This window comes from Nesterenkonia sp. DZ6 (assembly GCF_022565835.1).
Lineage (GTDB): Bacteria > Actinomycetota > Actinomycetes > Actinomycetales > Micrococcaceae > Nesterenkonia.
Window position 1 is genome coordinate 265,371 of the sequence record NZ_JAJOYW010000002.1, and the last position, 24,227, is coordinate 289,597.

Sequence of the window (24,227 nt, forward strand, 5' to 3'; positions counted from 1 at the left end):
GCAGCGCGCAGTCATAGAGAACACAGGATTTCCGGCTAGGGTGAAGTTATGACTCTTTGCATTCCGTTTCTGATGTTCCAGGGTCAGGCCCAAGAAGCGATCGACCACTACCTCGACGTCTTCCCTGACGCTGAGCTGCTGGAGATCGTGCACCACCCCGCGGGCACCGAGATCTACGACCCCACCCCGCGGCCCTCCGCTGAGCCCGTGGACCCTGCCTACACCGAAGTCCCAGAGGACTCCGACGGCGGGAAAGGTTCGGACGCCGTGAAGGAGACCGAGCCGACCCAGCCTGAGTCCACCGAGGCTGAGCAGACCGAGGCTGAGCAGACCGAGGCTGAGTCGACCGACACGACGCTGATCACGGTCAAGCATGCCCAGGACGCCTCTGATCATGAAGAGGTCATCACCGTTCCAGTCCCGCTGGTCGCCACCGCGCAGCTGAGGATCGGTGGGCAGGTGCTGATGATCCAGGACAGCCTGATGAAGCATCAGTTCAGCTTCACCCCCTCGATCTCCGTGGCCGTGGTCGTGGACTCCGCGGCGGAGTTCCATCAGATCGTAGACAGCCTGGCACCGGGCGGAGAGTTCCTCATGGAGCCCGACGACTACGACTTCGCCACGAACTTCGCCTGGATCAAGGACCGCTTCGGCATGTCCTGGCAGGTCAACCAGCCCCTGGGGCAGCCCGAGCCCACCGCCCGCGCCGAGGCGCCGGTCTGGGGCTGAGCCGCCCCGGCTCGCTGACCTGCCCAGAAACTGACCTGTGACGCAGAAGTCTCCTCTCCCCGTGCGCAACGGCGTCAATGCCACGCGCCTGCGGGTCCCGCTGAACGGGCCCTGGCACACCGTCCATGACTACGTGCTGGAGACCTTCGGACACATCGACCATGGCGGGATCACCCGGCGCTTCGATGACGGCGACGTCGTCGACGTCCACGGGGCGCCGCTGAGCACGTCCACCCCGCTGGGCGACCTCGAGTTCCTCTGGTACTACCGCTCGGTCAGCCAGGAGATCCCGCTGCCGGTGACCGAGGAGCTCATCCATGAGGATGAACACCTGGTGGTGGTGGACAAGCCACACTTCCTGCCCACCACCCCGGCAGGCCGCTATGTCCAGGAATCGCTGCTGGTACGGCTGCGGAACACGCTCAACCTCCCGGACCTGGTGCCGATCCATCGGCTGGACCGGGGCACGGCCGGCGTCGTGCTGTTCTCCAAACAGCCCGACACCCGGGGGGCGTATCAGCTGCTCTTCGAGAACCGCGTGGTGGAGAAGTCCTACGAATGCGTCAGCGCCACCCCAGCTGGGATGAGCCCCGAGACCATGGCCTCGCGATTCCCGCTCACCGTGCGCAACAAGATCGAGAAGACCAAGGGCGTGGTGGTCTCCCAACTGGCCTCATACGCCCCGGAACACTCCGGCAAGCGCCCGCATGACCGCACAGCCCGGCAGGGCAAGCGCCGAACCGAGGCCATCCCCGGTGCGAACTCCTCCTCCCAGATCGAGCTGCTCTCCACCGGACGCAGCCGCTCAGGGCACGACGTCGGCCACTTCCGGCTCAATCCACACACCGGAAAGACTCACCAGCTGCGCATTCACATGGCACTTCTCGGTCTCGGTATTCTGAATGATCGTTTCTATCCCGAACTTCTCGATGACGCCCCTGATGAGTTCGACAAGCCGCTCCAGCTGCTGGCCAAGACACTCGCCTTCACCGACCCGATGACCGGGGTGCCACGCAGCTTCATCTCGTCTCGAACCCTTCAGGAGACCCCGCAGTGACCAATCCCGCGATCGCCTTCGGCATCAGTGACCTCGGCGATCCGGCGCTCTATCAGGAGTGGGGGCTCTACTACTTCCTGTTCATGGCAGTGGCGGTGGCGTTCACCGCGATCGTGCCGCCGTTTCCCTCCGAGGTCATGGTGATCGCATCAGGCACGATGGCCGCCGAGGAGATCTTCCCGCTGCTGCTGGTCCTCGCCGTGACCTTCATCGGCTGCCTCATCGGCGACATCGGGGTCTACCTGCTCTTCCGCTACAAGCTCATCCGGCTGCTCTACCGCTGGAGGTGGGGACGTCGGCTGCACCGGAAGATGCTGCGCATCTCGCTGCGCGCCGGCGGCGCCTCCACCTGGGCGGGCCTGCTCCTCATCCGCGGGATTCCGGGGGGCCGCTCCGCCTCGATGGCAACGGCCGGGATCATGCGTCTCGGCGGCCGCTCCATCGTGGCGCTGTGCCTGCTGGGCTCACTCACGTGGAGCCTGTGGCTGGTCGGGTTAGGTTACATTACGGGAACAACTACAGGGCTCCCACCCTGGGCTAGCACGGCGGCCGCGATCGTTGTGGGTACCCTGGTGGGGTTGGGGATCACCGTGCTGATCACCCGACAGCGTTCGCGTCGGGGGTCCAGAAGAGAGTCGGCAGCCGCTTGACCAGCGATGATGTCCGGGCACGACGCTCCGACAGCTACTGCATATGCCAGCCATGACCTAGAGGGGGGAACCCGGGCTTGACCGAGAAGTCCCAGGACGAGTCCGCCGAGACGCTCACCGTCGCCGAGAAATCCGGCGCGGACACCGAGATCTCGCCTGCGTCCACCGAGGACAGCTCCGCCGAGGACACCTCGGCCGAGCGCGCAGATCCTGCCCGGAAGCAGGATCCCGCCACCGCCTCAGCGGCCCCTGCTGACGCTTCAGCGCCCGCCGAGAGCTCCGCGCCTGCTGGAGACTCTTCGCCTGCCGCAGACTCTGTGTCCGGCTCAGACACCACGCCCGCCGAAGACTCCACACCGGCCGGAGATTCAACACCGGCCGCTGCCCAGTCGCCGACCCCTGCACCTTCCGCACCCTCGGTGCGCTGGAGCCGCCCCACGCCGGCGCGGCCCGCGCCGTCGAAGGCCAGCGCTCCTGAGACCGACCTCAGCAGCTTCTTCGACGACCTTGACGAGAAGTTCCTGGGCGCCGCCCGCCGCGTCGGCGCCGCCTTCCGCCGGTCCGCCCCGCAGGATCAGCCCGGTCCTGACGAGCAGCGCAGCAGGAACGGCAGGAAGAACGGCCGACCCGCATCGGGCCAGTCCACCGCGGGCGCCGCGCAGAGCCCGCCTGCCACACGCGCCGCGGCAGCACCCTCCAACGGCGTGGACCACTCCGGCTCTGCCCTCGGCAGCGCCGCCCGGGGGCCGGAGTCGTCCCCGCTGAGCCTGCCCCGGCCTCGCCGCGCCCTGGATGAGCAGCGGCAGCGCGACGTCATCCTGGAGAAGGCCGCAGCCATCGAGGCGGCCACCGCGATGAACCACCGGCCCACCGACCGGGACTACATCGAGTCCGCCGATGACGAAGAAGACCTCTTCACCTACATCCCGCCCTACAACATGCCCTCCAGGGACCCCGACCCCGCGCCGGTGCGCAGCGACCTCTACCGACAGATCTTTGTCACCCTGGGCGCCCTGGCAGCCCTGGTCTCGCTGATCTGGATGTTCGGCATCTTCCCCGGCTCCCCCGCCATCCTGGGCGGCAATGGGCTCGATGAGCTCGCCGGCGGCTGGTACTCCGGCGGACAGGCGCTGCTCTCCCCGAACGCGAACTTCTACTGGCTCTGGCCCATCATCGTGCTGGGCCTGCTGGCCCACGCGGTCCACCAGTGGACCACCACCCAGATCTCCACCCCACGGCAGCGCCGCTCTGGCTGGCAGGTCGGCTCGGCGTCGCTGTTCATGCTCATCTGGACGGCCAGCATCCACCACGGAATGCTCACCCTCGCGGCGCTGGCTTCCCTCGCTGCGGCATTGGCACTGATCGACGCGATCAGACAGTTCACCTTCCGCACCGCCCGCACCGGTCTGGAACGTCGATTCTCCGATACCACCACCGGTCTCTTCACCGGCTGGGCGATGGTCGCAGCGATGTCTTCGCTCTCCATCTGGCTGACCGCCATGGGATGGCGCGTCCCCGGCATCCCTGCGGTGCTCTGGGCGCTGCTCGGCCTGGGCATCTGCATCTGGGCCGCCGCCTACTACGCGATGACCGAACGCGGCAGGATCGCGGTCGCCCTCGGCATGGGCTGGGGCATGTTCTGGCTGATCTTCCCCCGGCTGCTCTCAGACGTCGCCTCCGTGTGGGTCGCCATCTCCGCCGCGATGGGAGCCTTCGTGGTCATCCTCGCGACCGAATCCCGCCGGCACAAGATCAACCACGCGGAGCGTCGCGCCGCCATGGGGCGTCCGCTCGAAGACATCATCTGAACCAGCCCCGGTTGGACCACCGCACAGGAGGCACGATGAGGCACCCGCACAGAAGCCAGATCACCGCACTCGGAGCAGCCATGCTGTTGCTGCTCGCCTCCTGCGGCTCCCCGGAGGAGGGCCAGGACCCCGCCCCCGCCGAGGACGCCGCCTCCGAGCAGCCCACTGAGGACACCGAGGGCGCGCAGGACTCGGAAGAGCCGGACCCGGCGTCCGAGTCTGAAGATCCTGGAGAGTCTGAGCAGCCTGACGAGTCCGGGGCCTCCGCGGCACCCGAAGACGAGGACCAGGGCGACGACGCCGCCTCAGCGGACTTCAGCACCGACGCCCAGGAGTCTGACGGCTTCCCCGGGGAGTTCACCCGCGGCGAGGAGCCCAATCATCTGGTGGAGATCCGCTCCGGTGTCCATGAGGGATACGACCGTGTGGTCTTCGAGTACTCCGGGGACGGCACCCCCAGCTGGCGCGGAGAGTACACAGATGCCGCGGCCGAACTGGGCCGCGGCGAACCCATCGAGGTAGCCGGCGAACACATTCTCGAGATCAACGTCAACGGACCCTCGTGGGCTCCGGAGGACGAGCCAGAAGACGAGCTTCCCGCCCAGGAGTACTACGAACGCGATCGCGGCGGAGCCTTCGAGGAGATCTTCATCCAAGGACCATTTGAAGCCCACTCCCAGTACCTGATCGGCCTGGACCAGGAACGGCCGTTCCAGATGCAGCTGCTCGAGGAGCCGACCCGGCTCGTGGTGGACATCGCCAACGAGGAATGACCCGGCACTGAGCCCTGACCGGCCTCGGGCTCCGTTGTGGTGCATGATGGGACCATGAGCATTCGAACCCCAGATCCGAACCCCGGATGGTTGAACGAGGATGACCTCTACGAGGCACGACGACGGCTCCCCATGGTCTACGTCGAAGCGATCCCAGTTCGACTGGATCCCCTCGGCTGCATCACCGAGCTGGGTCTTCTCTACACCGCAGACGCCGAGGGGCATTTCTACCGCACCGTGGTCTCCGGACGCGTGATCTACCGCGAGACCATCAGGGCGGCTCTGCTGCGCAACATCGAGAAGGACCTGGGATCGATGGTGATGCCACAGATCCCCGCTTCGCCGGTGCCGTTCGCCGTGGCCGAATACTTTCCCTACCCCTCCGAGACCGGGTTGGTCGATGACCGGCAGCATGCGGTTTCGATGGCCTATATCGTGCCCGTCTCCGGGGAATGCTCACCGCGCCAGGACGCCCTGGAGCTGAGTTGGATGACACCGGATCAGGTGCTCAGCCCCGATGTGCAGGCGGAGTTCCTCGGCGGCCGCGAGAAGCTGATCCGCCAGGCCCTGGCCCATCTGGGTCACACCGGCTGAGCCACACCAGCTCCGGCCGGTAGAATCAGGCCAATGACCACTCCCGCCCCAGAGAAGCCCGTCCGCCGCAGAAGGCCGCCCCGCAAGCAGGACACCGCAGCGCGTCCGGTGCTGCGGCTCGGAGCCGCAGGGTGGATCGTCTCCTGGCTTGTCCCCACAGCGGTCATGGGCGGCCTGCTGCTCGCACTGGGCCTCATCCCCGGCCTGAACGAAGACGGCTTCCTCGCCCCGCTGATTCCGCTGATCGCCGCGGCGGCCGTCGTCGTCGGCATTCCCGGGACCCTGCTGGTGAGCTGGCTCTACCGACACCAGGTGCGCCCCACCGTGCATATCCTCGGCTACGTCCTCGTGGGGCTCCTCTATGGTCCTGTCGTGCTCGTGGTCGGGGCCGGAGGACTGATCCCGATGCTCATCCCGCTGATCGGCTTCCCCGCCGGCATCCTGCTCGGGATCGGTCGCTGGATGGCGCAGCCGCTGGCCCGCGTGGAGAACCCTGCTGAAGAGCCCGACCCCGCTGCGACCCCCGAGCCGAAGGACGCTGAGCATGCCTGAGACCACTTCATCTCCCGCGATGACGCTGAGCATCGCGGGTTCGGAAGCCACCGGCGGCGCCGGGGCGCAGGCGGATCTGAAGACCTTCCAGGAGCTCGGTACGTTCGGCATGGTGGCGCTGACCTGCATCGTGTCCTTCAATCCGGGTGATGAGTGGAACCATCGCTTCGTCCCGGTCGAGTCCCAGGTGATCGAGGACCAGATCGAAGCGATCTTCGGCAACTACGGGCCCGAGGTGCTCGACACCGTCAAGCTCGGGATGATGGGCTCCCCCGCCACGATCTCCACCGTGGCCGCCGCGATCACCGCGCGAAGGCCGAAGCACCTGGTGCTGGATCCGGTGCTGATCTGCAAGGGCCAGGAGCCCGGTCACGCGCAGGACACCGACGAGGCGCTGAAGGCCGAGCTGCTCCCACTCGCCACCTTCGTCACCCCCAACCACTTCGAGACCGAACAGCTCTCCGGGATGAAGGTCGAGACCCTGGACGACCTGCAGGCCGCCGCGGCGGAGATCCATCGACTCTCCGGCGCTGCCGTGCTCGCCAAGGGCGGAGTCCGACTCGCCGGCCCCGAGGCGGTGGACGTCTTCGTCGACGCAGACGGCATCGAGGTGCTCAGCGCGCCCAAGATCGGTGAGCACGCGGTCTCCGGCGCAGGCTGCTCCTTGGCGGCCGCGGTCACCGCCGAACTGGCCAAGGGCAGCTCCGCCCGAGACGCCGCGCGCCGGGCCAAGGAGTTCGTCACTGCAGGCATTCGTCAGCGGGTCGCCGGGAATACCCCGTTCGATGCACTGTGGCAGGGCGGCCTGCGCGGCTGAAGGGGGCGGACGGAGCTTCGCTCAGCCAGCGGTCTACTCTTCTCGACCATCTTCTAGCTGCGGCTCGATGAGGCCCAGCTGCGTGGCGCGGATGAGCAGCTGGACGCGGTCCCTCACGCCGAACCGGACGCAGAGCCGACCAAGGTGTGCCTTGACCGCGCCCTCGGTCAGGACCATTCGCGTCGCGATCTCTCGATTGCTGAATCCCCGCGCCAAGAGACTCAGGACTTCTGTCTCTCGTGGTGGTGTCCGCGGCAGGTAGTCCGATCCTGCGAGCGCCAGGGAGAACTCCTCCGCCTCATTGACCTCATTGAACTCAAGCTTGCGCGCCACGTCAGGCGAGATCGGCACCGAGCTGCCGTGAACCTGGCGAATAGCCTCCAAGACCTGGTCGGCCGTGGCGTCCTTGACGATGTAGCCCTTGGCGCCGGCGTTCAGGGCCTGCAGCGCATGCCCTTCCGAGCTGAATGTGGTGACCGCCAGCACCGAAGTCTCCGGGGCGATCGCCATGACCGCAGCGGTAGCCTCGACCCCGCCCATCACCGGCATCTTGAGATCCATGATCACGACATCGGGCTTCTCTTCACGTACGCGCTCGATGACCTCCAGCCCGTTCTGCGCTTCCCCGACACAGACCATATCGGGAGCGGAGTCGACATAGGCGCGCAGAGCCGCGCGCATGATCGGGTGGTCGTCTGCAACGACGAGACGGAGCATGGCTGAACCTGTTCTTTCTCGGCCTGTGACACCTGGCGCGGTGTCCTATTTTATCCGACCCGCTCGCCGACATTGCTCATGGGGTCCTTTCCGGACGGGACAGGTACCGGATCCAAGCGGAATTGCGTAAATTAGCTACTTTAGTCCACTATACCTGAATCTAGGCACACCATAATCTAAGCTTACTCGCTAAAACTTCGAAGGTATACCCCCGAAAGGAACAAAAAATGTCACTTGCCTTGTTCGCATACCGAATCGCCGCCATTTCTGCTTTAATTATTACCACTGTTCTTGGTTTTTTTGATATTTCAGGCGTTGAAGCTGAAGGTTTTCTTCGTTCATTCATCTGCGCAGCGTTCCCAAGATCTTCATCTTGCTAATCCTTCCCCAGCCCCGGGCGTCAGGACGTATCCTTGAGAGTGACTTTTTCGAGTGATGTAGCACCAAGCCGCCGAGTTCTGAGCATCCTCACCCTCGCCACCATCGGCGGAATCTCCGCAGACATTGCGCTGGCTCTGATCTTCGACCCCGAGTACCTCAGCGCGAGGCTCCAGTTCGGGTACTTGATCTGGATCCTCGCCGTCTCCCTGTTCTGGCTGCATCCAGCAGCAGGTGCGCTCGCAGCCCTGGTTGGCGCCGCGATCGGGGTGGTAACGAACTCCCCGTTCGAAACCCTCTTGCTGGTCGCGTTGTTCAGCGGCCTCTCGGCGCTGTACTGCTCGCAATGGGTTCGGCGCCTATACCTGGTGATGACGCTGGGCATCGCCATCAGTGTGGGTCTCTCGGAGAGTGTTCGCGTACTCGCGGTCGGATTCACCCTGACGACCGGCGCGCTGATGGTCTTGTCCTACTTGGCCGGGCGAGCTACTCGGAGACACCTCGCGTCGCGCCTGTCCGCCGAGCGTGAGCTCGTTCAGCTGCGGGCCGCACACCAGGAGGCGCTCTCCGGGGAACGCCGCTCGATCGCACGGGACCTCCACGACATCCTCGCCCACGACCTCACCGTCATCTCGATGCAGACGCAAGTCGCTGCGGCCACCGGGACCCCGGAATCGCGCGCGGCGGCGCTGTCCCAGATCTCCCAATCGGCCAGCGCCGCGCTCCACGACCTGCGCAGAGTGCTGTTGGTGCTGCAGCGCGAGAACATCATCGGTTCCGGACCTGGAGATGCGCCTGAGCTGGATCTGGAGTCGGGCCTGCAGCGCTTCACGGAGCGCCTGGAGGACCTCGGATTCACGGTGGACACCTCGGTGCATGGGGACCTCAGCTCCATCCCCCAGTCCGTGGAGGCCTGCCTGTATCGAATCCTGCAGGAGTGCACGACGAACGTGGTCAAACATGGCGCGCGCGGTCACGCCATCAATGACTGCACCATCGAGCTCGAGGTCAAGGTGGCCACCGTGGACCTGACCGTGACGAACCGGACCGACGCGAATCAGGCACCGGCCCCCAAGCACGCGACTTCAGGAACGGGACTGATCAGCATGGAAGATCGAGCGGCCACCTATGGGGGCACCATCGAGGCAGGCTCACCCGCTGAAGGAATCTGGAGCGTGCAGGTGTCCGACATTGAGCTGCGCCTCCGCTGAAAAGACCCCGGACACAGAGAGGCTCGGGCGGTGCCGTTCCCACCGCCCGAGCATTAACATCCGCCGAGGTCCTGCTCCGAACCCTTGCACCGTAACTCGGAACACCTCAAGGCCGATGTCATCTCCCCTGAATCGTGCACCACTGATGCACGTCCACTTATAAGTATTGGGGAGCGCCCGTCTTCTGACTAGTGGACTTTTGTCCACAGTTTGCAGGTGAAACCAAAGCTCCCCCACCTTGTGACTATCAAGTAACATGTGTGCCATGACACATCATGCTCCCGATGCTTCCGTTGATCCGATCTACGACGTCTCCACCGCGCAGGACCTCGACTACTACGGCGTCTTCGACGACCTCCCCGCGGCAGACCGGCAGTGGTGGACTCGCGCCCGCGAGTTCTCCACCGGACTGGAGACGCGGATGGCGCAGCACTGGGAACACGCTGAGTACCCGGTTGACCTGGTCCGCAAGGCTGGCGGCCTGGGTCTGCTGACCGACGGCGTCGACGTCTCCGAAGCCTCCATGGAGACGCTCTCCCCGATGGCCGCGGGCCTGGTGAACATGGAGACCTCCCGTGCCGATGGCTCCCTGGGCACGGCCCTGGCGGTGCAGGGCGGGCTCGCGCTGCGCACCCTGGCGTACTTCGGTTCGGCAGACCAGAAGGCTGAGCATCTCACCAAACTGGCCACGGCCGAGACGCTGGGCTCCTTCGCCCTCACCGAGCCCACGCACGGCTCGGACTCGGTCTCGCTGGAGACCACCGCCCGGCTGGTCGGCGACGAGGACTCCGGCTACTACGTCATCAACGGCGCCAAGAAGTGGATCGGCAACGGCGCCTCGGGCGGCCTGACGTTCACCTGGGCCCGAGTCGCCGGCGGCATCCACGACGGCAACGTCCGCTGCTTCCTGATCGACCAGGACACCCGCGGCTATCGGGCAGAGGTCATCCAGGGCAAGGCCTCGCTGCGCGCGATCCACCAGGCGCTGATCCAGTACGAGGACGTCGAGGTCCCCGCCCACGCCGTACTGCCGGGTTCAAAGACCTTCAAGGACGCCTCCAAGGTGCTCTTCGCGACCCGGCTGGGAGTAGCCTGGTCCGCCGTCGGGCATGCCTCTGCGCTGGTGGAGGCGGCGCTGAGCTATTCGAAGCAGCGTGAGCAGTTCAGCCGTCCGCTGGCGAGCTTCCAGCTGGTGCAGGAGCGGCTGACCTGGATGGTCTCGGAGCTCACCTCCATGCAGCTGCACGTCCGGGCGGTCACCGAGCGGGATATGGCCGGCACGCTCACCGGCCCGCAGGCCTCCCTGGCGAAGTATCACAACACCCGGAAGGCTCGGGCGATCGCCCAGGTCGCCCGCGACATGCTCGGCGGCAACGGGATCCTGCTGAAGAACAAGGTGCCGCGCCACATGGCAGATATCGAGGCGATCCACACCTATGAGGGCACCGAATCCGTGCAGAGCCTGATCATCGGGCGCGACCTGACCGGGTACTCAGCCTTCGCCTAGGACACGCGCTCGGCGCCCACGATACGGCGCTCGGCACTGAGCATTCGACGTCCAGCGCTCAACACTCGACGACGTTGACCGCGAGTCCGCCCAGGGCGGTCTCCTTGTACTTCGAGGACATGTCCTTGCCGGTCTCGCGCATCGTCACGATGACCTCGTCCAGCGAGACCCGGTGCTCGCCGTCGCCCATCAGCGCCATCCGCGCGGCGTTGACGGCCTTGGTCGCGGCCATGGCGTTGCGCTCGATGCACGGCACCTGCACCAGTCCGCCGATCGGATCGCAGGTGAGCCCGAGGTTGTGCTCCATCGCGATCTCGGCGGCGTTCTCCACCTGTTTGGCAGTGCCGCCCAGGACCTCGCAGAGCCCGGCGGCCGCCATCGAGGAGGCCGAGCCGACCTCCCCCTGGCAGCCGACCTCGGCGCCGGAGATCGAGGCCTGCTCCTTGTAGAGCACCCCGACGGCGGCGGCGGTGAGCAGGAACCGCACGGCGATGTCCTCACGGTCCTCCTCCCCCGCGTAGCTGGCGCCGGGCCCGTAATGGGTGGCGTAGAAGCCCACGGCAGGGATGATTCCGGCAGCACCGTTGGTGGGCGCGGTGACCACCCGTCCCCCGGAGGCGTTCTCCTCGTTGACCGCCAGCGCGACCAGGTTCACCCACTCCTGCCAATAGGCGTGGGTGCGGCCTGGATCGTCCTTCCACATCCGTGCGTGCCAGTCAGGGGCACGACGCCGGACCTTCAGCCCCCCGGGCAGGTGCCCCTCGCGCTCCAGGGCGCTGTTCTTGCAGTCCTCCATGACCTGCCAGAGGTGCAGCACCTTACCGGTGATCTCGGCTTCGGCTTCCTCCTCGGTGCCGCCGTGGCGGGCGCGGTGCAGGGCGCGCTCATTGGCCAGCATCACCCGGGAGACCGGCAGGCCTGAGCGGGCGCAGTGCTCCATGAGCTGGGCGGCCGTGATGAAGGGGTAGGGCACCTCGGCGTCCGGGGTGGCCAGCGCCTGTCCCAGCGACGCGTCGGAGGCCACCGCATCGGATTCTGAGAGCACGAACCCTCCCCCGATGGAGTAATAGATCTCCTTGGCCACCTGCTCTCCGGCGGCGTCGAGCGCGGTGAGCGTCATCGCGTTGGTATGCCGGTCCATGACGGTGAGCGGGCGCTGGATGAAGTCCTCCACCCGCAGCGGGATCTCCTTGCCGGCGCTGTGGGCGTCCCCGTGGGCGCCGTCCGGATCGCTCGGAGCACCGTCGTCTTCGCACTGGGCGGCCAGCTGCACCGTGCCGGAGACCTCCATGGCAGCCAGTCGGGAGTCGACCTGGTCCGGCAGGATGGTCTCCGGGTCCCACCCCTCCAGGCCCAGCAGCACCGCGGTGAAGGTGCCGTGGCCGCGTCCGGTGGCCGAGAGCGAGCCGTAGAGGTCCACCTGCACCGACTCGGTCCGGGCCAGCACCTCGGGACTTCCCAGCTGCTCGGTCACGAAGCGCCGGGCGGCGCGCATCGGCCCCACCGTGTGCGAGGAGGAGGGACCGATGCCGACCCGGAGCAGATCAAAGATGCTGATGGTCATGGAGTGTCTCGAATCCTGTCCCGGTCAGCGTGCGCGGCGGTAGAAGGGCAGCGGGACCACTTCGAAGGGCTGCGGCTTTCCACGCAGATCGACGTCGAGCCGCGTGCCCGGTTCGGTGTGGGCGATGTCGACATAGGCCATCGCGATCGGATGGCCCAGGGTCGGGCTGGGCAGCCCGGAGGTCACCGCCCCCACGGTCTCACCGGGGTTGTCCCCCTCGACGGCGAGCACCGGGTAGCCGCCGCGGCCGGCGCGCTTGCCGAGGCCCTTGAGCCCGACGAGCCGCTGACCCGAGGTCTTTCCGCGACCCGCCGCCTTGGCAGCCTCGAGGGCGGCGCGTCCGGTGAAGTTCTCCGCCTTCGCGAAGGAGACCACCGGCAGTCCGGCTTCGAAGCTGACCCGTTCGGTGGAGAGCTCGTTGCCGTAGAGCGGCATGCCGGCCTCGAGGCGCAGCGAGTCTCGGCAGGCCAACCCGCAGGGGACCAGGCCGTCGTCGGACCCGGCCTCCAACAGCGCCAGCCACAGGGCGTGGGCTTTCTCATTGGGCAGGAACAGCTCGAACCCGTCCTCCCCGGTGTAGCCGGTGCGGGCGAGCAGGATCTCGTCGCCGCCGACGCTCACGGTGGTGAACGCGTAGTAGCTGAGCTCGTCGACCAGGAAGGTCTCATTGGCGCGCACCACGGAGCTGATGATCTTCTGCGCGGCAGGTCCCTGGACCGCGATCAGGCTGATGCCTTCCGATTCGTCCCAGACCTCGACGTCGAAGCCTGTCCCCCCAGCACCTGTGCCAGCCGCAGCACGCTCGGTGAGCGCCGCCGCGACCACTTCACGGTTCGACGCGTTGGGGACCAGCAGGAACTCGTTCTCATCGATCCGGTAGGCGATCAGGTCATCGAGGATCCCTCCGTCCTCGCGGCAGATCAGCGAGTACTTCGCCTTGCCGATCTTCACCGCCGCGAGGTTGCCCACCAGCGCGGTGTTCAGGAAGGTGGCGGCGTCGGGCCCGATGATCCGGATCTCTCCCATGTGGGAGAGGTCGAAGAGCCCGGCGGTGGTGCGCACCGCATGGTGCTCCTCCAACTCGGAGGTGTACTTCAGCGGCATCTTCCAGCCGCCGAAGTCGGTGAAGCTGGCACCCAGCTCGGCGTGGGCGGCAGTAAGCGCGGTCTCTCTCATGCGGTGCTCTCCTCGAGTTCGAAGGCCTCCGGCGGGGGGCAGGAACAGATCAGGTTGCGGTCGCCGTGGGCGCCGTCGATCCGGCTCACCGGAGGGAAGTATTTGTCCTGAAGCAGGTTCTTGACCGGGAAGGCCGCCTGCTCGCGCGGATAGGCCCGGTCCCACGCGTCACCGGCGACGACGGCGGCCGGGTGCGGTGCCAGGCGCAGCGGGGACTCCGCCGCGCTGATCTTCTGCTCGACGATGTCCTGGATCTCGGCGCGCACTCCGATCATCGCGGCGATGAACCGGTCGATCTCGGCCAGGTCCTCAGACTCGGTGGGCTCCACCATCAGCGTCCCGTTCACCGGGAAGGCCAGGGTGGGCGCGTGGAAGCCGTAGTCGATGAGGCGCTTGCAGACATCCTCGGCGGTGATTCCTGAGGCCTTGGTGAGCTCGCGCAGGTCCAGGATGCATTCATGGGCGATCAGCCCGTGCTCCCCGGTGTAGAGGATCGGGAAGTGCTCCTTCAGCTTCGCGGCGATGTAGTTCGCGCTCAGCAGGGCATGGGCGGTGGCGCTGGTCAGTCCCTCGGAGCCCATCATCGCCAGGTAGGCCCAGGAGATCGGCAGCACCCCGGCGGAGCCGAAGGGGGTGGCGGTGACCGGGGCGCCGTCGCGGCCTTCTCCCTCATGCTCCCCGGTGGCCCAGGAGGCACCGACGGAGGTGCTGGGCAGGAAGGGCTGGAGGTGTTCGGCCACGGCCACCGGGCCGACGCCGGGTCCGCCGCCGCCGTGCGGAATGCAGAAGGTCTTGTGCAGATTCAGGTGGGAGACGTCGCCGCCGAACTCGCCGGGCTGGGCGAGGCCGACCAGGGCGTTGAGGTTCGCGCCGTCGATGTAGACCTGTCCGCCGGTGGCATGGATCTTCGCGCAGACCTCGCGCACCTCGGTCTCGTAGACCCCGTGGGTTGAGGGGTAGGTGAGCATGATCGCGGCGATCCGGTCCGGGTGCGCGGCGATCTTGGCCTCCATGTCGGCCATGTCGATGGTGCCGTCCTCTGCGGTGGCGACGACGACGACCTGCAGTCCGGCCAGCACCGCCGAGGAGGCGTTGGTGCCGTGGGCCGAGGCCGGGATCAGGCAGATGTCCCGGGCGGAGTCGCCCTGGGCGAGGTGGTACTGCCGGATGGCCAGCAGTCCGGCGTATTCGCCCTGGGAGCCGGCGTTGGGCTGGATCGAGACCGCCGCGTATCCGGTGACCTCGGCGAGCCGGGACTCGAGGTCTGCGATCATCTCGCGCCAGCCGGTGGTCTGCGGGGCCGGGGCATAGGGGTGGATCCCCGCGAACTCGGGCCAGGAGATGGCTTCCATCTCGGTGGCGGCGTTGAGCTTCATGGTGCACGAGCCCAGCGGGATCATGGTCCGGTCAAGGGCGAGGTCGCGGTCGGAGAGCCGGCGCAGGTAGCGCATCATCTGCGTCTCGGAGCGGATCTCGTGGAAGATCGGGTGGGTCATGAACTCCGAGGTGCGGGTCAGCTGCGCCGGAAAGGCGTAGTCCTGCTCCTGCCTGGAGGACCCGAGCTGCTCGGGGAGCGCTGCGACATCCTTGACGCCGAAGGCCTGGGCGACGGCGGCGAGCTGCGCCGTCGTCGTCGTCTCATCGGTGGAGATCCCGACGACGTCCTGGTTGACGCGGCGCAGGTTGACCCCTGCGGCCTCGGCGGCGGCGATGACGTCCTCGGCGGCTTCGTGGGAGGCCAGCCGGACCTGGATGGTGTCGAAGAAGGATTCGGCGATCAGCTCATGGCCGGCCTCACGCAGCACGGCGGCCAGGGTGCGGGCGGATCCGTGCACCCGCTCGGCGATCCGGGTGAGGCCTTCGGGGCCGTGGTAGACGGCGTACATCGAGGCCGCCACGGCCAGCAGCGCCTGGGCGGTGCAGATGTTCGAGGTGGCCTTCTCGCGGCGGATGTGCTGCTCGCGGGTCTGCAGGGCGAGCCGGTAGGCGGGGCGGCCCTCGGCGTCCTTGGAGACTCCGACGAGCCGGCCGGGGAGCTGGCGCTGCAGCCCGGACTTCACGGCCATGAAGGCCGCGTGGGGTCCGCCGAAGAACAGCGGGACCCCGAAGCGCTGGGAGCTGCCCACGGCGATGTCGGCGCCCTGCTCGCCGGGTGAGGTGATCAGGGTCAGCGCAAGCAGATCCGCAGCGATGGTGACCATCGCCCCGCGCTCCTTGGCTTCAGCGATGACCTTGCGGTGGTCGACCACGGCGCCGGAGTTGGCCGGCTGCTGCAGCACCAGTCCGCAGATCTCACCGGCGGGCAGCCCCTCGGCGGCGATGTCGACGGTCTCGATCTCGATGCCCAGCGCGTCGGCCCGGCCGGCGACCACGGCGCGGGTCTGCGGGAAGATGTCGGCGTCGAGCACGATCTTCGCGGTGGCGCGCTTCTTGTTGCCGCGGCGCATCAGCAGGATGGCCTCGGCCACGGCGGAGGCCTCGTCCAGCAGCGACGCGTTGGCGATGTCGAGGCCGGTCAGGTCAGCGACCATGGTCTGGAAGTTCAGCAGCGCCTCAAGCCGGCCCTGGGAGATCTCCGGCTGATAAGGCGTGTAGGCGGTGTACCAGGCGGGGTTCTGCAGCACGTTGCGCAGGATCACCTGCGGGGTGTGGGTGTCGTAGAAGCCCTGCCCGATCATCTGGGTGTGCGGCTGGTTCTTCTCGGCGTAGCCGCGCAGCGCCTGCAGCGTCTCGGCCTCGGTGAGGGCCTCGGGAAGGTTCAGCGGTCCGGGCTGGCGGATCGCCTCGGGCACCGCGGCGTCGACGAGGTCGGCCAGTGAGTCATAGCCGAGGGCACCCAGCATGGTGGCCGCAGTCGCGGAGGTAGGTCCGATGTGCCGGGCGGAGAACTCGGTGGCATCGGGGGCGAGGGTGGAGCTGCGACGGACAGATGTGACGGTCATGGAGGAACCTTCCAGGCATGGAGATGGCGCGGGTTCCTCCCCCGCTCTGTGATGGACCTGAGAGATTCACCGGCCGCCGCCGTCAGACGGGGGCAGAACCGGCTTGCACCTTCGGTGAGCACATCAGGGTTGCAGACCTGACGTGCTGCTTTCCAGAGTTGCCACCCCTGCACGGTACTGAGTGCCTGAGAGGTTCCCGGGGAGGATATTGCTCCTTCGGCGCCGGATCCGCGCCCAGGGGTGCAGGGACTGCACTGCTCTGGGCGCCAGCCGGACTCTCCCACACAGGGGACGTGGCGATGATTCAATTTGTCCTCATTGTGCCACAGCGGTGTTTTCCGACACATTTCACGATGTGCTCACTCGGCCTGGTTCGCCCGATCCTCTGCCCGGTCCCGGGATCGGGCCCGGTGACGCGCCGGGTCGTGCCGCGCTGGGGGTGCGCACGTGTTCCGGAAGCAGACCCACCCCGATGACGCGCGCGGTGAGTCGGCGGAGCACCGGTGAGAAGAGGCGAAGCAGCTTCGCGGCCGGGGCCGGGACGACCCGGCGCCCGGTCGTGGAGCGAGCGATCACCCGATGTCCGCGCCCCTGGATCCGTTGCATGAGCTTCACCGGCCGCTCCCGGCGGGCCTGCACAGCTGCCAGCGTCTGCTCCGGGACGGTCCCCTGCGTCAGCTGTGCGGTGATCGCGTTGGCAAGCGCCACCGCATCCTGGATCGCATAGTTCACCCCCACCCCGAACATCGGGGACATCGCGTGGGCCGCATCCCCGATGGCGATGAACCCCGGCCGGTGCCAGCGCGGGAGCCGATTGATCTGCACCGTCAGCAGCTTGACCTGCTTCCAGTCGGTGAGGGTCTGCACCACCTCATCCAGCACCGGGGCCGCCTGGATCAGCCGGGCGCGGAACTCCTCCAGTCCGGCCTGCTGCAGCTCCCGGAATTCACCCTTCTTGATGATCAGGCCCGACTGGTATGTCTCCCCGCGATCGATGGTCAGGACCATCCCGGCCGAGGAGAGGTGGCCCAGGGTGGGCGGGGGCGGATCGGCGGGCTGCGGGAGGCTGAACCAGAGCACATCGATGGGCACTCCTGACTCCACCGGGGTGAGCCCGGCGGCTGCGCGCAGCACCGAGGCCCGTCCGTCGGCGGCCACCGTGAGTCTCGCCCGGATCTGGAGCTCACCGTCAGCCGAGCGGGCGCGCAGTCCGACGACGGCACCGTCGTCGGACTGCATCAGACTGGTCGCCTCGGTGTGCATCCGCAGATCAAAGCCGGGGAAGGCCTTCGCCTCGCGGGCCAGAAAGTCCAGGAAGTCCCACTGCGGGGCGAGGACCAGAAAGTCATCGGGTCCGCGGAGCACTCCGAAGTCGACCAGGGTGAGACGCTCGCCCTCGATGACGGCATCGAGGGTGGAGAACCGGCTGACGGGCAGGGCCAGGAACTGCTCGCGCAGCCCGAGCTCGCCGAGGAGGGTGAGCGTGGAGGGGTGGACGGTGTCTCCGCGGAAGTCGCGGAAGAAGTCGGGGTGCTTCTCGATCACGGTGACCTCCAGCCCTGCGCGGGCGAGCAGGCAGCCCAGCACCATCCCGGCAGGGCCTCCTCCAGCGATCACACAGTCGCGCTGCAGCTTGGTCATCGGCATAGCCTCCTCCTCACAGCATCAGCATCAGCATCAGCATCAGCATCAGGATCAGGATCAGGATCAGGATCAGGCTCGGGCTGGCCGGACCGGCTGGACGACGGAGGCATTCGCGGGAACGCCGTGCCAGATCACCGCGGCTTCGCCGCTGCGGATCTGCTCGTGGAAGCCGCGAAACACGATCGGGACGCCGTGGGCGCGGTGCAGGTCCAGGCTGTCCATGGCCTGGAGATGGATATGCGGCTGGGTGGAGTTTCCACTGTTGCCGCATTCTGCGAGGATCTCGCCTGAGCTGACCTGCTCCCCAGGGTGGACCCGGATCGATCCGCGCCGCAGGTGCACCAGGGCGATGAAGCACCGGCTCCGCGGGTCCTCGATGATCACATGGTTTCCCGCCACTGCCACCGGGCCCTCGCGGACACGGGAGGACTGTCCGAGCAGGTACGGGATCAGGCTGAGCTGGGAGCGCCTGGCCGCATGGTCGTCCTCGCCGTCGTGGATAACCCGCACGGTGCCGTCACGCGGCGCCAACACCTCCTGTCCGAAGGCGAAGAACAGCTCCGGCTGCTCAGCGGCGAACACGCTGCGCCAACTCACCGACCCGGCGGTGCGTCCGTCCGTGTCCACAGCGACGAAGTCGATGGCGTACCGGATCCCGAAGAGGTCTGTGCCGTGGCTCGGGACACGTCTGGCCGGACTGTTCTGCACCTTCCAGCTGCCCGTGAAGGGCAGGGAAAGCTCCAAAGGGTGCAACGAAGATGACAGGTGCCGCGGCGGCATGGTTAAAGCTTAGCCCCGTGCTGGGTTGAAGTCTCTAGGGCCCGACTTGTCTGTCCTCCCGGCCTCATTTTTTGGAGATACCCCTTGTCAGCGCGTCAGACTCTGCGAGAATCAGGTCATGACGCTCAACGACTTCGTCCCTGCAGCGAACCAGAGCGGCGACCCTGCGGGCTATGAGATCGAGAACGGCGCGATCGACCCGCAGGGGACGCTCTGGGAGGCGCTGCGACTGGCCGCGGACTGGCGACACAAGGTGTTGGTGGATCTCGGCTGCGGGGCAGGCTACTGGCTGCCGAAGTACTCCGAGGCGGAGAAGACCATCGGGATCGAACCAGATGAGCGTCTCCTGGACACGGCCCGGGCCCGCAGCCGACGGGCCAAGGTCTTTCACGGCTCGGCCGAGCATATTCCGCTTGCCGATTCCAGCGTCGACGTGGTCCATGCCCGCTTCGCCTACTTCTTTCCCTCCGAGTTCTTCGATCCCTCGGCGGGGCTGGCGGAGGTCGCCCGGGTGCTGCGACCCGGGGGCAAGCTGGTGGTGATCGACAATGACCATGTGCTCGGCGAGTTTGCGGCGCTGCTGCGCGCCAGTGCGCCCGCCGCGGCACAGGGTCGGGACAGCTACCCCTCGACCTGGTGGCAGGAGAAGGGCGCACGGACCGCGGCCGTGATGAGTCGCTGGCAGTTCCACCGCCGAAGCGACCTCGAGCGGGTCCTGCACCTGGAGTTCCCAGCCGACGTCGCGGAGCAGTGGCTGCGCAGCCATCCGGATCGTCTGGGCCTGTCCTATGGGTACCTGCTGCACATCTGGACCAAGCCCTGAGCCACCCGAGCCAGGACCTTCGCGGCAGCCTTCCGCCCCGGTACCGCTCCTGACCGGGGACGATGCCCGTCTGTGACTCTTATCACGTTCCCTGGACACACGCGACGAGTGCGCTAGATTAATCTCGAAGAGTACTTCAAAGTTGAAGTATATAACGCATCCAGTCGGGTCTCCTTGCACCAGACCCGGGCTGGCAGCAGTAAGGAAACCCCGTTCTGTGTCCTCCCCTGTCCGACCGCGGGTCACCGCGGTCATCCCTGCCCACAACGAGGTTGGCGCCCTGCCTGCCACCATCGCATCACTGCGAGCCCAGACGGTCCCACCCGACCGAATTCTGGTGGTCTCCGATCGTTCCACCGATCACACGGTGGAGATAGCCAAAGCATTCGGCGTTGACGTCATGGAGACCCTGGACAACACGGCCCGCAAAGCTGGAGCTCTGAACCAGGCGCTGGACGTGCTCGAGCGACGAGGGCTCGTGCTGATCATGGACGCAGACACCCAGATCGTCCCGAGGTTCATCGAACGAGCACTCCAAGAGTTCGAGGACCCCGAGGTGGGCGGAGTCGGGGCGGTCTTCCGCGCAGACCCACCCACCGGCTATCTCGAGCTCTGCCAGTTCCTCGAGTGGACCCGATATGCCGAGCAGATCGAGCGCACGGGCAAGACCTTCGTCATGTCGGGCACCGCGGCCCTGATCCGTTGGCAGGCCCTGATAGATGTGGAGTCGCGATTCGGCTCGATCTATGACGAGCAGACCATCACCGAGGACATGCGCCTGACCATGACGCTCAAGACCTGCGGCTGGAAGGTCCGGTCCCCCGTCGAGTGTCAGAGCACCACCGAGACGATGCCGAACATCCCGACTCTCTGGCGTCAGCGTCGTCGGTGGTACCTCGGCGCCCTGCAGAACATCACCGAGATGGGGTGGAATCACGTGACCAGGCGCTACATCAACCAACAGGTCATGCTCGCGCTCTCAGTGATTCTGATGAGCACCCTGATCGGGCTGACGACGGTCTCCTATGCGGTCAACGGCTTCCTCGGGGTGGAACCCTTCTGGCTCCTCATCGGCGCAGTGTTCGCCCTGGAGCGCGTGATCACCGTCTGGGACCAGCCCTGGCGACGACGACTCTTCGCGGCCATGGTGATTCCCGAGCTGATCTACGCGCTGATCCTGCAGAGCGCCTACATCGGTGCGGTCTGGCAGAAGCTGAATTCCTCCAGCGGAGATTGGGCCCACCTGGGCACACCCCACAGCACCACGAAAGAGGCATAGGTGTACGGCGCAGACATGACCCAAGCCTCCCAGCTTGCCCTCTCAGGGTTCATCGCCTTCGGCGTGGGCTGGGGCTTCCTCGCGGTCGGCGTGCTGTTCATGGCGACCCTGACCCTGGGCACGATCACATCGGTGTTGATCCACAGGATTCGACGATCATCAGCTGTCCACCAGGCCCCGCGGCAGGACATCTGCGGGTAGCGGAAAAGTGCGGCGCTGCCCAGCACGCCACCTTGCACCGCAGAACCCGAGCCCAGAGGCCTCCCGCGTCGACCCGTCCTTCCGCAGTGCTGCCTACCCTCAGTGCTGCCGGGCTGCAGTTCTCGAACGCGGGTGCACCAGCCCCAGAGTGAACAGGGTGGCCGCCGCGCAGAGGTGCAGCAGCATCCCCATGAAGGGGATCAGTCCCGGCCCGATGCCCTCCGCGGGAATCGCACGCACCGCGGCATCGCCGCCGATGAAGAACGCCGCGGCCAGCACCGCCACACCACCCAGGAGCATGCGGATCCTCCGCGGGAGCGCCGCCATGCGCAGCGCGTAGAGCGTGCACAGCGCAGCGGCGAGGGACCCCGTCGCGGCCACGAGGCTGAACTGCTCCGGACTGGCCTGGAGCACCCCGGGCAGAGCGAAGGCGGTCGGCGGGACGAGATTCAGCAGCGCGGCGACCAGCAGCAGCGTCCGTGGCTGATTGCGCGCCGTCGTCGTCGCGCTCGCCATGGTCAGCGCACCTGGCGCTGGGCCAGCCGGTAGTCCACCAGCACCAGCACCAGCACGACGGCGAACCCTGCGGCTCCCAGCAGCAGCACCTGTCCGAGATCATCACCCGGGGCCAACATTCCGCGGCCCTCGTCCTGCCAGGGCCACAGCGTGCGCAGCGCGCCGAGCATCACCCCTGCGAGCACCACCATGGTGATCCGGTGACGGTGGTCCAACAGCCACTTCAGACCCTTCACGATGGAGATCACGCCGAGCGCGAGGCCCAGCGCGAAGATGCCCAGGTAGGCGAGGTCACGATCGGCGGCGGCCCGCAGCGTGGGCTCGTAGAGTCCGAAGGTCAGCAGCAGGAAGGATCCGGAGAGCCCGGGCAGCAGCAGCGCCGAGACGGCGATGGCCGCCGCCGGAAGGATCACGTACCAGGTGGGCTCCACCGCGGTAGGTGGCAGCGAGACCAGCCAGAAGGTCAGCGCCGCGGCGGCGATGCCGGCCAGCACATGCGAGGCCTTCAGCGGGCCGGAACGGTCGAACCAGGCCATCTGCAGCGGCACGAAGATCGAGGCGAGCACCATCCCGAAGAACGCAGCCCGGGTGAGCTCGGGGTAGGCCTCCACGGCGTCCGACATGGGACCGGCAATGGTGAAGACGGCGACGATCATCCCGATCATGACCGGGATGATGACCTTCCACTCGACCAGGCGCAGGTGCTGCATGGAGCTTGCCCGCCGATCCGGTCCGCTGATCAGCGCCCGCCCGGCGGAGACCACATGGGAGGCCGAATCGATGAGGTGCCGGTAGATTCCGACCACCAGTGCCACGGTGCCTCCAGAGACTCCCGGGACGGTCTCCACGGTACCGATCATGGCGCCGCGGATCAGGTTGCCCGGCAGCGAGGTGCGGCGGGACTCCATGGGCGACGCGGAGCCTTCACGCGGCTGCGCAGGCGCGACGTCGCCCTGGTTGCTGGTCTGGGAGGCGGAAGACTCGGCAGAGATGATGGACTCCTCGGTCATACAGGTGGGGGGGGAAGCTGACATGGTGACCTCACCGGGCACCGCGACGTCGGCCATTATCTCATCGAGTGCTGAGGGCACCCAGCGTCTCGGGGTCCACGGCCTGGAACCGCACCTCAGCACCGGGCGAGAGCTGCGCCGCCAGCGAGAGATCCTCGCGCACCACGACTCCCAGCACCGGATCAGAGCTGGTGACCGGGTGTTCGGCCAGCGCCACGATGGGCTGACCGGACTCGGCGATGCTGATGGCGCCGCGCATCAGCGGTTCCGCCGGCAGGGCATCGGGGTGGGTGCGAGTGAGCGGATCGTCGCCGTCGAGCACCAGGCTGGCCCGGCTGGATCCGGTCATGACCTCCCAGGGCTGACCCTCCAGTCGGGAGAGTCCTGCGGCCCCGGCGCGGCGGGTGCCGAAATACTCGACCCGCGGCCCGGGCACATAGCGCAGCACCGTGGTCTCCTGCGGCAGCGGCAGCGGGGTGGGCGCGACGGAGGCGATGCCCACGAAGCGCGAGGCCGCGCCGGCAAGCGCGAAACGATCCCCCACCTGCACCGGGGCCGGGCCGAGGCCGGCCACCGTGTCCGTGGAGGCGCTGCCCAGGACCACGGGCGCCTCCAGTCCGCCGGAGATGCCCAGGTAGCTGTAGACCCCGCGCTGGGGCGGTCCGAGGTGCAGCACCTCGCCGGGGAAGACCCAGAACGGGGCGCGGCCCGGGGCGGTGCGGCTGCGTTCGGTGGTCTGCGCCACCTCGGTGCCTCCGCGGGAGGTCGGCACCGGTTCCTGCGTGATGATCTCCAGGGACACCTCGGCGCCGGTCACGGCGAGGATCGAGGTCTGGCAGAGGCGCACGCTGAGCCCTCCCCCGCAGATCTCCAGGACCGCGGCGGAGTCGTCATTGCCGATCAGTCGGTTCGCCTGGCGCGCGGCGGAGAAGTCAGCCGGCCCTGCACGGCCCACGCCGAGGCCGCCGAAGCCGTAGCGGCCCATGTCCTGGACCAGGGTCTGGCCGGGCTCCTGACAGGCTGCAGCCGGCAGCACCTCCAGCACGGCCTCGCGCTCCTCGAGCCGCAGACCTTCGGCATAGGACTGCGGGATCGTGACCTCAGGCCGCGCGTCGCCGGTCTGCTCCCGCGCGGTGTTCTCCGCAGTCGCGTAGGTCCCGGCAGGGTCCTTCCCGGCGGCGTCCCTTCGGGCGGGGCCGTCGGCAGCCCCGGATCTGCGCCGTCGCAGCTTGAGCCGCTTCGCCTGCTTCAGCGCCGCCTGCGCGTCGCGACGTCGACGGAAGTCCACCAGGACGGTCTTGACCCCGGGGATCGCGTCGAGCTGGCCGGTGAAGGGATGCTCGGCCAGATGCGCCAACAGGCTGGGGCGGTCCTTCTCTGCGGTGACCTCGATGAGGAGGGCCCGCTGCCCCATCTCCCGGACGCTGTGAATCATCCCCCCAGCGTGCCACACCGGGGTGGTCATCCCCCTGATCCAGACGATGGGTGAGAACACTGGC

At 67.3% G+C, this 24,227-nt stretch carries 22 protein-coding genes and 2 riboswitches; of the genes, 13 read left to right on the plus strand and 9 right to left on the minus strand.

Going from position 1 to position 24,227, the window contains the following annotated elements:
- Nucleotides 1-48 precede the first annotated feature (48 nt).
- The 8 genes from LTH93_RS06860 to LTH93_RS06895 all read left to right on the plus strand — a co-directional run bounded on the left by LTH93_RS06860 (nucleotide 49) and on the right by LTH93_RS06895 (nucleotide 6,980).
- Nucleotides 49-729 carry a VOC family protein gene (locus LTH93_RS06860; RefSeq protein ID WP_241470518.1) on the plus strand — a complete coding sequence of 227 codons (681 nt, stop codon included), beginning with the start codon at nucleotides 49-51 and terminating at the stop codon, nucleotides 727-729.
- A 37-nt stretch (nucleotides 730-766) separates the two neighbouring features.
- Entirely contained in the window at nucleotides 767-1,786 is a 1,020-nt protein-coding gene (locus tag LTH93_RS06865) for a pseudouridine synthase (RefSeq protein ID WP_241470519.1), read from the plus strand.
- Nucleotides 1,783-2,436 carry a DedA family protein gene (locus LTH93_RS06870; RefSeq protein WP_241465275.1) on the plus strand — a complete coding sequence of 218 codons (654 nt, stop codon included), beginning with the start codon at nucleotides 1,783-1,785 and terminating at the stop codon, nucleotides 2,434-2,436. The genes LTH93_RS06865 and LTH93_RS06870 overlap by 4 nt, the downstream gene beginning before the upstream one ends.
- A 77-nt stretch (nucleotides 2,437-2,513) precedes the next feature.
- The gene (locus LTH93_RS06875; RefSeq protein ID WP_241470520.1) at nucleotides 2,514-4,244 is read left to right on the plus strand and encodes a hypothetical protein; all 1,731 of its coding nucleotides are present in this window, start codon (nucleotides 2,514-2,516) and stop codon (nucleotides 4,242-4,244) included.
- A 35-nt stretch (nucleotides 4,245-4,279) separates the two neighbouring features.
- On the plus strand, nucleotides 4,280-5,017 hold the full coding sequence (locus LTH93_RS06880; RefSeq protein WP_241470521.1) for an AMIN-like domain-containing (lipo)protein: 738 nt from the start codon (nucleotides 4,280-4,282) through the stop codon (nucleotides 5,015-5,017).
- A gap of 54 nt (nucleotides 5,018-5,071) precedes the next feature.
- Nucleotides 5,072-5,611 carry an NUDIX hydrolase family protein gene (locus tag LTH93_RS06885; protein ID WP_036473357.1) on the plus strand — a complete coding sequence of 180 codons (540 nt, stop codon included), beginning with the start codon at nucleotides 5,072-5,074 and terminating at the stop codon, nucleotides 5,609-5,611.
- A gap of 33 nt (nucleotides 5,612-5,644) precedes the next feature.
- Nucleotides 5,645-6,163 carry a hypothetical protein gene (locus tag LTH93_RS06890; protein ID WP_241465278.1) on the plus strand — a complete coding sequence of 173 codons (519 nt, stop codon included), beginning with the start codon at nucleotides 5,645-5,647 and terminating at the stop codon, nucleotides 6,161-6,163.
- Entirely contained in the window at nucleotides 6,156-6,980 is an 825-nt protein-coding gene (locus LTH93_RS06895; protein ID WP_241470522.1) for a hydroxymethylpyrimidine/phosphomethylpyrimidine kinase, read from the plus strand. Before LTH93_RS06890 ends, LTH93_RS06895 begins: the two co-directional genes overlap by 8 nt.
- A 33-nt stretch (nucleotides 6,981-7,013) precedes the next feature.
- Here the strand turns inward: LTH93_RS06895 and LTH93_RS06900 are convergent, their stop codons facing one another.
- Nucleotides 7,014-7,697 carry a response regulator transcription factor gene (locus LTH93_RS06900; protein ID WP_241470523.1) on the minus strand — a complete coding sequence of 228 codons (684 nt, stop codon included), beginning with the start codon at nucleotides 7,695-7,697 and terminating at the stop codon, nucleotides 7,014-7,016.
- A 419-nt stretch (nucleotides 7,698-8,116) separates the two neighbouring features.
- Here LTH93_RS06900 and LTH93_RS13485 point away from each other — a divergent pair, with 419 nt between their 5' ends.
- Both LTH93_RS13485 and LTH93_RS06910 read left to right on the plus strand, forming a co-directional pair.
- Nucleotides 8,117-9,286 carry a sensor histidine kinase gene (locus tag LTH93_RS13485; protein WP_241470524.1) on the plus strand — a complete coding sequence of 390 codons (1,170 nt, stop codon included), beginning with the start codon at nucleotides 8,117-8,119 and terminating at the stop codon, nucleotides 9,284-9,286.
- A gap of 265 nt (nucleotides 9,287-9,551) precedes the next feature.
- Entirely contained in the window at nucleotides 9,552-10,793 is a 1,242-nt protein-coding gene (locus tag LTH93_RS06910) for an acyl-CoA dehydrogenase family protein (RefSeq protein ID WP_241465282.1), read from the plus strand.
- Nucleotides 10,794-10,851: 58 nt separating this feature from the next.
- Here the strand turns inward: LTH93_RS06910 and LTH93_RS06915 are convergent, their stop codons facing one another.
- The 5 genes from LTH93_RS06915 to LTH93_RS06935 all read right to left on the minus strand — a co-directional run bounded on the left by LTH93_RS06915 (nucleotide 10,852) and on the right by LTH93_RS06935 (nucleotide 18,863).
- Nucleotides 10,852-12,357, minus strand: coding sequence for an L-serine ammonia-lyase (locus LTH93_RS06915; protein WP_241465283.1), 1,506 nt, complete (start codon nucleotides 12,355-12,357; stop codon nucleotides 10,852-10,854).
- A gap of 24 nt (nucleotides 12,358-12,381) precedes the next feature.
- On the minus strand, nucleotides 12,382-13,533 hold the full coding sequence (gene gcvT / locus LTH93_RS06920; protein ID WP_241470525.1) for a glycine cleavage system aminomethyltransferase GcvT: 1,152 nt from the start codon (nucleotides 13,531-13,533) through the stop codon (nucleotides 12,382-12,384).
- Complete coding sequence (gcvP, locus tag LTH93_RS06925; protein ID WP_241465285.1) at nucleotides 13,530-16,475, minus strand: aminomethyl-transferring glycine dehydrogenase; 2,946 nt, start codon at nucleotides 16,473-16,475, stop codon at nucleotides 13,530-13,532. Before gcvP ends, gcvT begins: the two co-directional genes overlap by 4 nt.
- A gap of 36 nt (nucleotides 16,476-16,511) precedes the next feature.
- Nucleotides 16,512-16,636, minus strand: a riboswitch (glycine riboswitch).
- A gap of 1 nt (nucleotide 16,637) precedes the next feature.
- Nucleotides 16,638-16,768, minus strand: a riboswitch (glycine riboswitch).
- A 55-nt stretch (nucleotides 16,769-16,823) separates the two neighbouring features.
- Nucleotides 16,824-18,122, minus strand: coding sequence for an FAD-dependent oxidoreductase (locus LTH93_RS06930; RefSeq protein ID WP_241470526.1), 1,299 nt, complete (start codon nucleotides 18,120-18,122; stop codon nucleotides 16,824-16,826).
- 66 nt (nucleotides 18,123-18,188) lie between these two features.
- Nucleotides 18,189-18,863 carry a M23 family metallopeptidase gene (locus LTH93_RS06935; RefSeq protein WP_241470527.1) on the minus strand — a complete coding sequence of 225 codons (675 nt, stop codon included), beginning with the start codon at nucleotides 18,861-18,863 and terminating at the stop codon, nucleotides 18,189-18,191.
- Nucleotides 18,864-19,017: 154 nt separating this feature from the next.
- Between LTH93_RS06935 and LTH93_RS06940 the strand changes: the two genes are divergently transcribed.
- From LTH93_RS06940 to LTH93_RS06950, 3 genes are all read left to right on the plus strand, one after another.
- A complete protein-coding gene (locus LTH93_RS06940) occupies nucleotides 19,018-19,722 on the plus strand; it encodes a class I SAM-dependent methyltransferase (RefSeq protein WP_241465288.1) in 705 nt (234 codons plus the stop codon).
- A gap of 217 nt (nucleotides 19,723-19,939) precedes the next feature.
- Entirely contained in the window at nucleotides 19,940-21,001 is a 1,062-nt protein-coding gene (locus LTH93_RS06945; protein WP_241470528.1) for a glycosyltransferase, read from the plus strand.
- Between the two features lie 15 nt (nucleotides 21,002-21,016).
- A complete protein-coding gene (locus tag LTH93_RS06950) occupies nucleotides 21,017-21,202 on the plus strand; it encodes a hypothetical protein (protein WP_241470529.1) in 186 nt (61 codons plus the stop codon).
- A 99-nt stretch (nucleotides 21,203-21,301) separates the two neighbouring features.
- Here LTH93_RS06950 and LTH93_RS06955 read toward each other — a convergent pair whose 3' ends face one another.
- From LTH93_RS06955 to LTH93_RS06965, 3 genes are read right to left on the minus strand one after another with little or no spacing between them, the layout of a single operon-like run.
- Complete coding sequence (locus tag LTH93_RS06955; protein WP_241465291.1) at nucleotides 21,302-21,718, minus strand: hypothetical protein; 417 nt, start codon at nucleotides 21,716-21,718, stop codon at nucleotides 21,302-21,304.
- A 2-nt stretch (nucleotides 21,719-21,720) separates the two neighbouring features.
- Nucleotides 21,721-22,752, minus strand: a complete 1,032-nt coding sequence (locus LTH93_RS06960; protein WP_241470530.1) for a DUF368 domain-containing protein — start codon at nucleotides 22,750-22,752, stop codon at nucleotides 21,721-21,723.
- Nucleotides 22,753-22,789: 37 nt separating this feature from the next.
- The gene (locus tag LTH93_RS06965) at nucleotides 22,790-24,163 is read right to left on the minus strand and encodes a biotin-dependent carboxyltransferase family protein (protein WP_241470531.1); all 1,374 of its coding nucleotides are present in this window, start codon (nucleotides 24,161-24,163) and stop codon (nucleotides 22,790-22,792) included.
- Between the last annotated feature and the right edge of the window lie 64 nt (nucleotides 24,164-24,227).

Bases quoted from the DNA above. Each gene is read 5' to 3' on its own strand.
- LTH93_RS06895 (WP_241470522.1), top strand. From the start codon at position 6,156: ATGCCTGAGACCACTTCATCTCCCGCGATGACGCTGAGCATCGCGGGT.
- gcvP (WP_241465285.1), bottom strand. From the start codon at position 16,475: ATGACCGTCACATCTGTCCGTCGCAGCTCCACCCTCGCCCCCGATGCC.
- LTH93_RS06910 (WP_241465282.1), top strand. From the start codon at position 9,552: ATGACACATCATGCTCCCGATGCTTCCGTTGATCCGATCTACGACGTC.
- LTH93_RS06900 (WP_241470523.1), bottom strand. From the start codon at position 7,697: ATGCTCCGTCTCGTCGTTGCAGACGACCACCCGATCATGCGCGCGGCT.
- LTH93_RS06880 (WP_241470521.1), top strand. From the start codon at position 4,280: ATGAGGCACCCGCACAGAAGCCAGATCACCGCACTCGGAGCAGCCATG.
- LTH93_RS06890 (WP_241465278.1), top strand. From the start codon at position 5,645: ATGACCACTCCCGCCCCAGAGAAGCCCGTCCGCCGCAGAAGGCCGCCC.
- LTH93_RS06915 (WP_241465283.1), bottom strand. From the start codon at position 12,357: ATGACCATCAGCATCTTTGATCTGCTCCGGGTCGGCATCGGTCCCTCC.
- LTH93_RS06965 (WP_241470531.1), bottom strand. From the start codon at position 24,163: ATGATTCACAGCGTCCGGGAGATGGGGCAGCGGGCCCTCCTCATCGAG.
- LTH93_RS06930 (WP_241470526.1), bottom strand. From the start codon at position 18,122: ATGCCGATGACCAAGCTGCAGCGCGACTGTGTGATCGCTGGAGGAGGC.
- LTH93_RS06885 (WP_036473357.1), top strand. From the start codon at position 5,072: ATGAGCATTCGAACCCCAGATCCGAACCCCGGATGGTTGAACGAGGAT.
- gcvT (WP_241470525.1), bottom strand. From the start codon at position 13,533: ATGAGAGAGACCGCGCTTACTGCCGCCCACGCCGAGCTGGGTGCCAGC.
- LTH93_RS06960 (WP_241470530.1), bottom strand. From the start codon at position 22,752: ATGTCAGCTTCCCCCCCCACCTGTATGACCGAGGAGTCCATCATCTCT.
- LTH93_RS06950 (WP_241470529.1), top strand. From the start codon at position 21,017: ATGACCCAAGCCTCCCAGCTTGCCCTCTCAGGGTTCATCGCCTTCGGC.
- LTH93_RS06860 (WP_241470518.1), top strand. From the start codon at position 49: ATGACTCTTTGCATTCCGTTTCTGATGTTCCAGGGTCAGGCCCAAGAA.
- LTH93_RS06940 (WP_241465288.1), top strand. From the start codon at position 19,018: ATGACGCTCAACGACTTCGTCCCTGCAGCGAACCAGAGCGGCGACCCT.
- LTH93_RS06955 (WP_241465291.1), bottom strand. From the start codon at position 21,718: ATGGCGAGCGCGACGACGACGGCGCGCAATCAGCCACGGACGCTGCTG.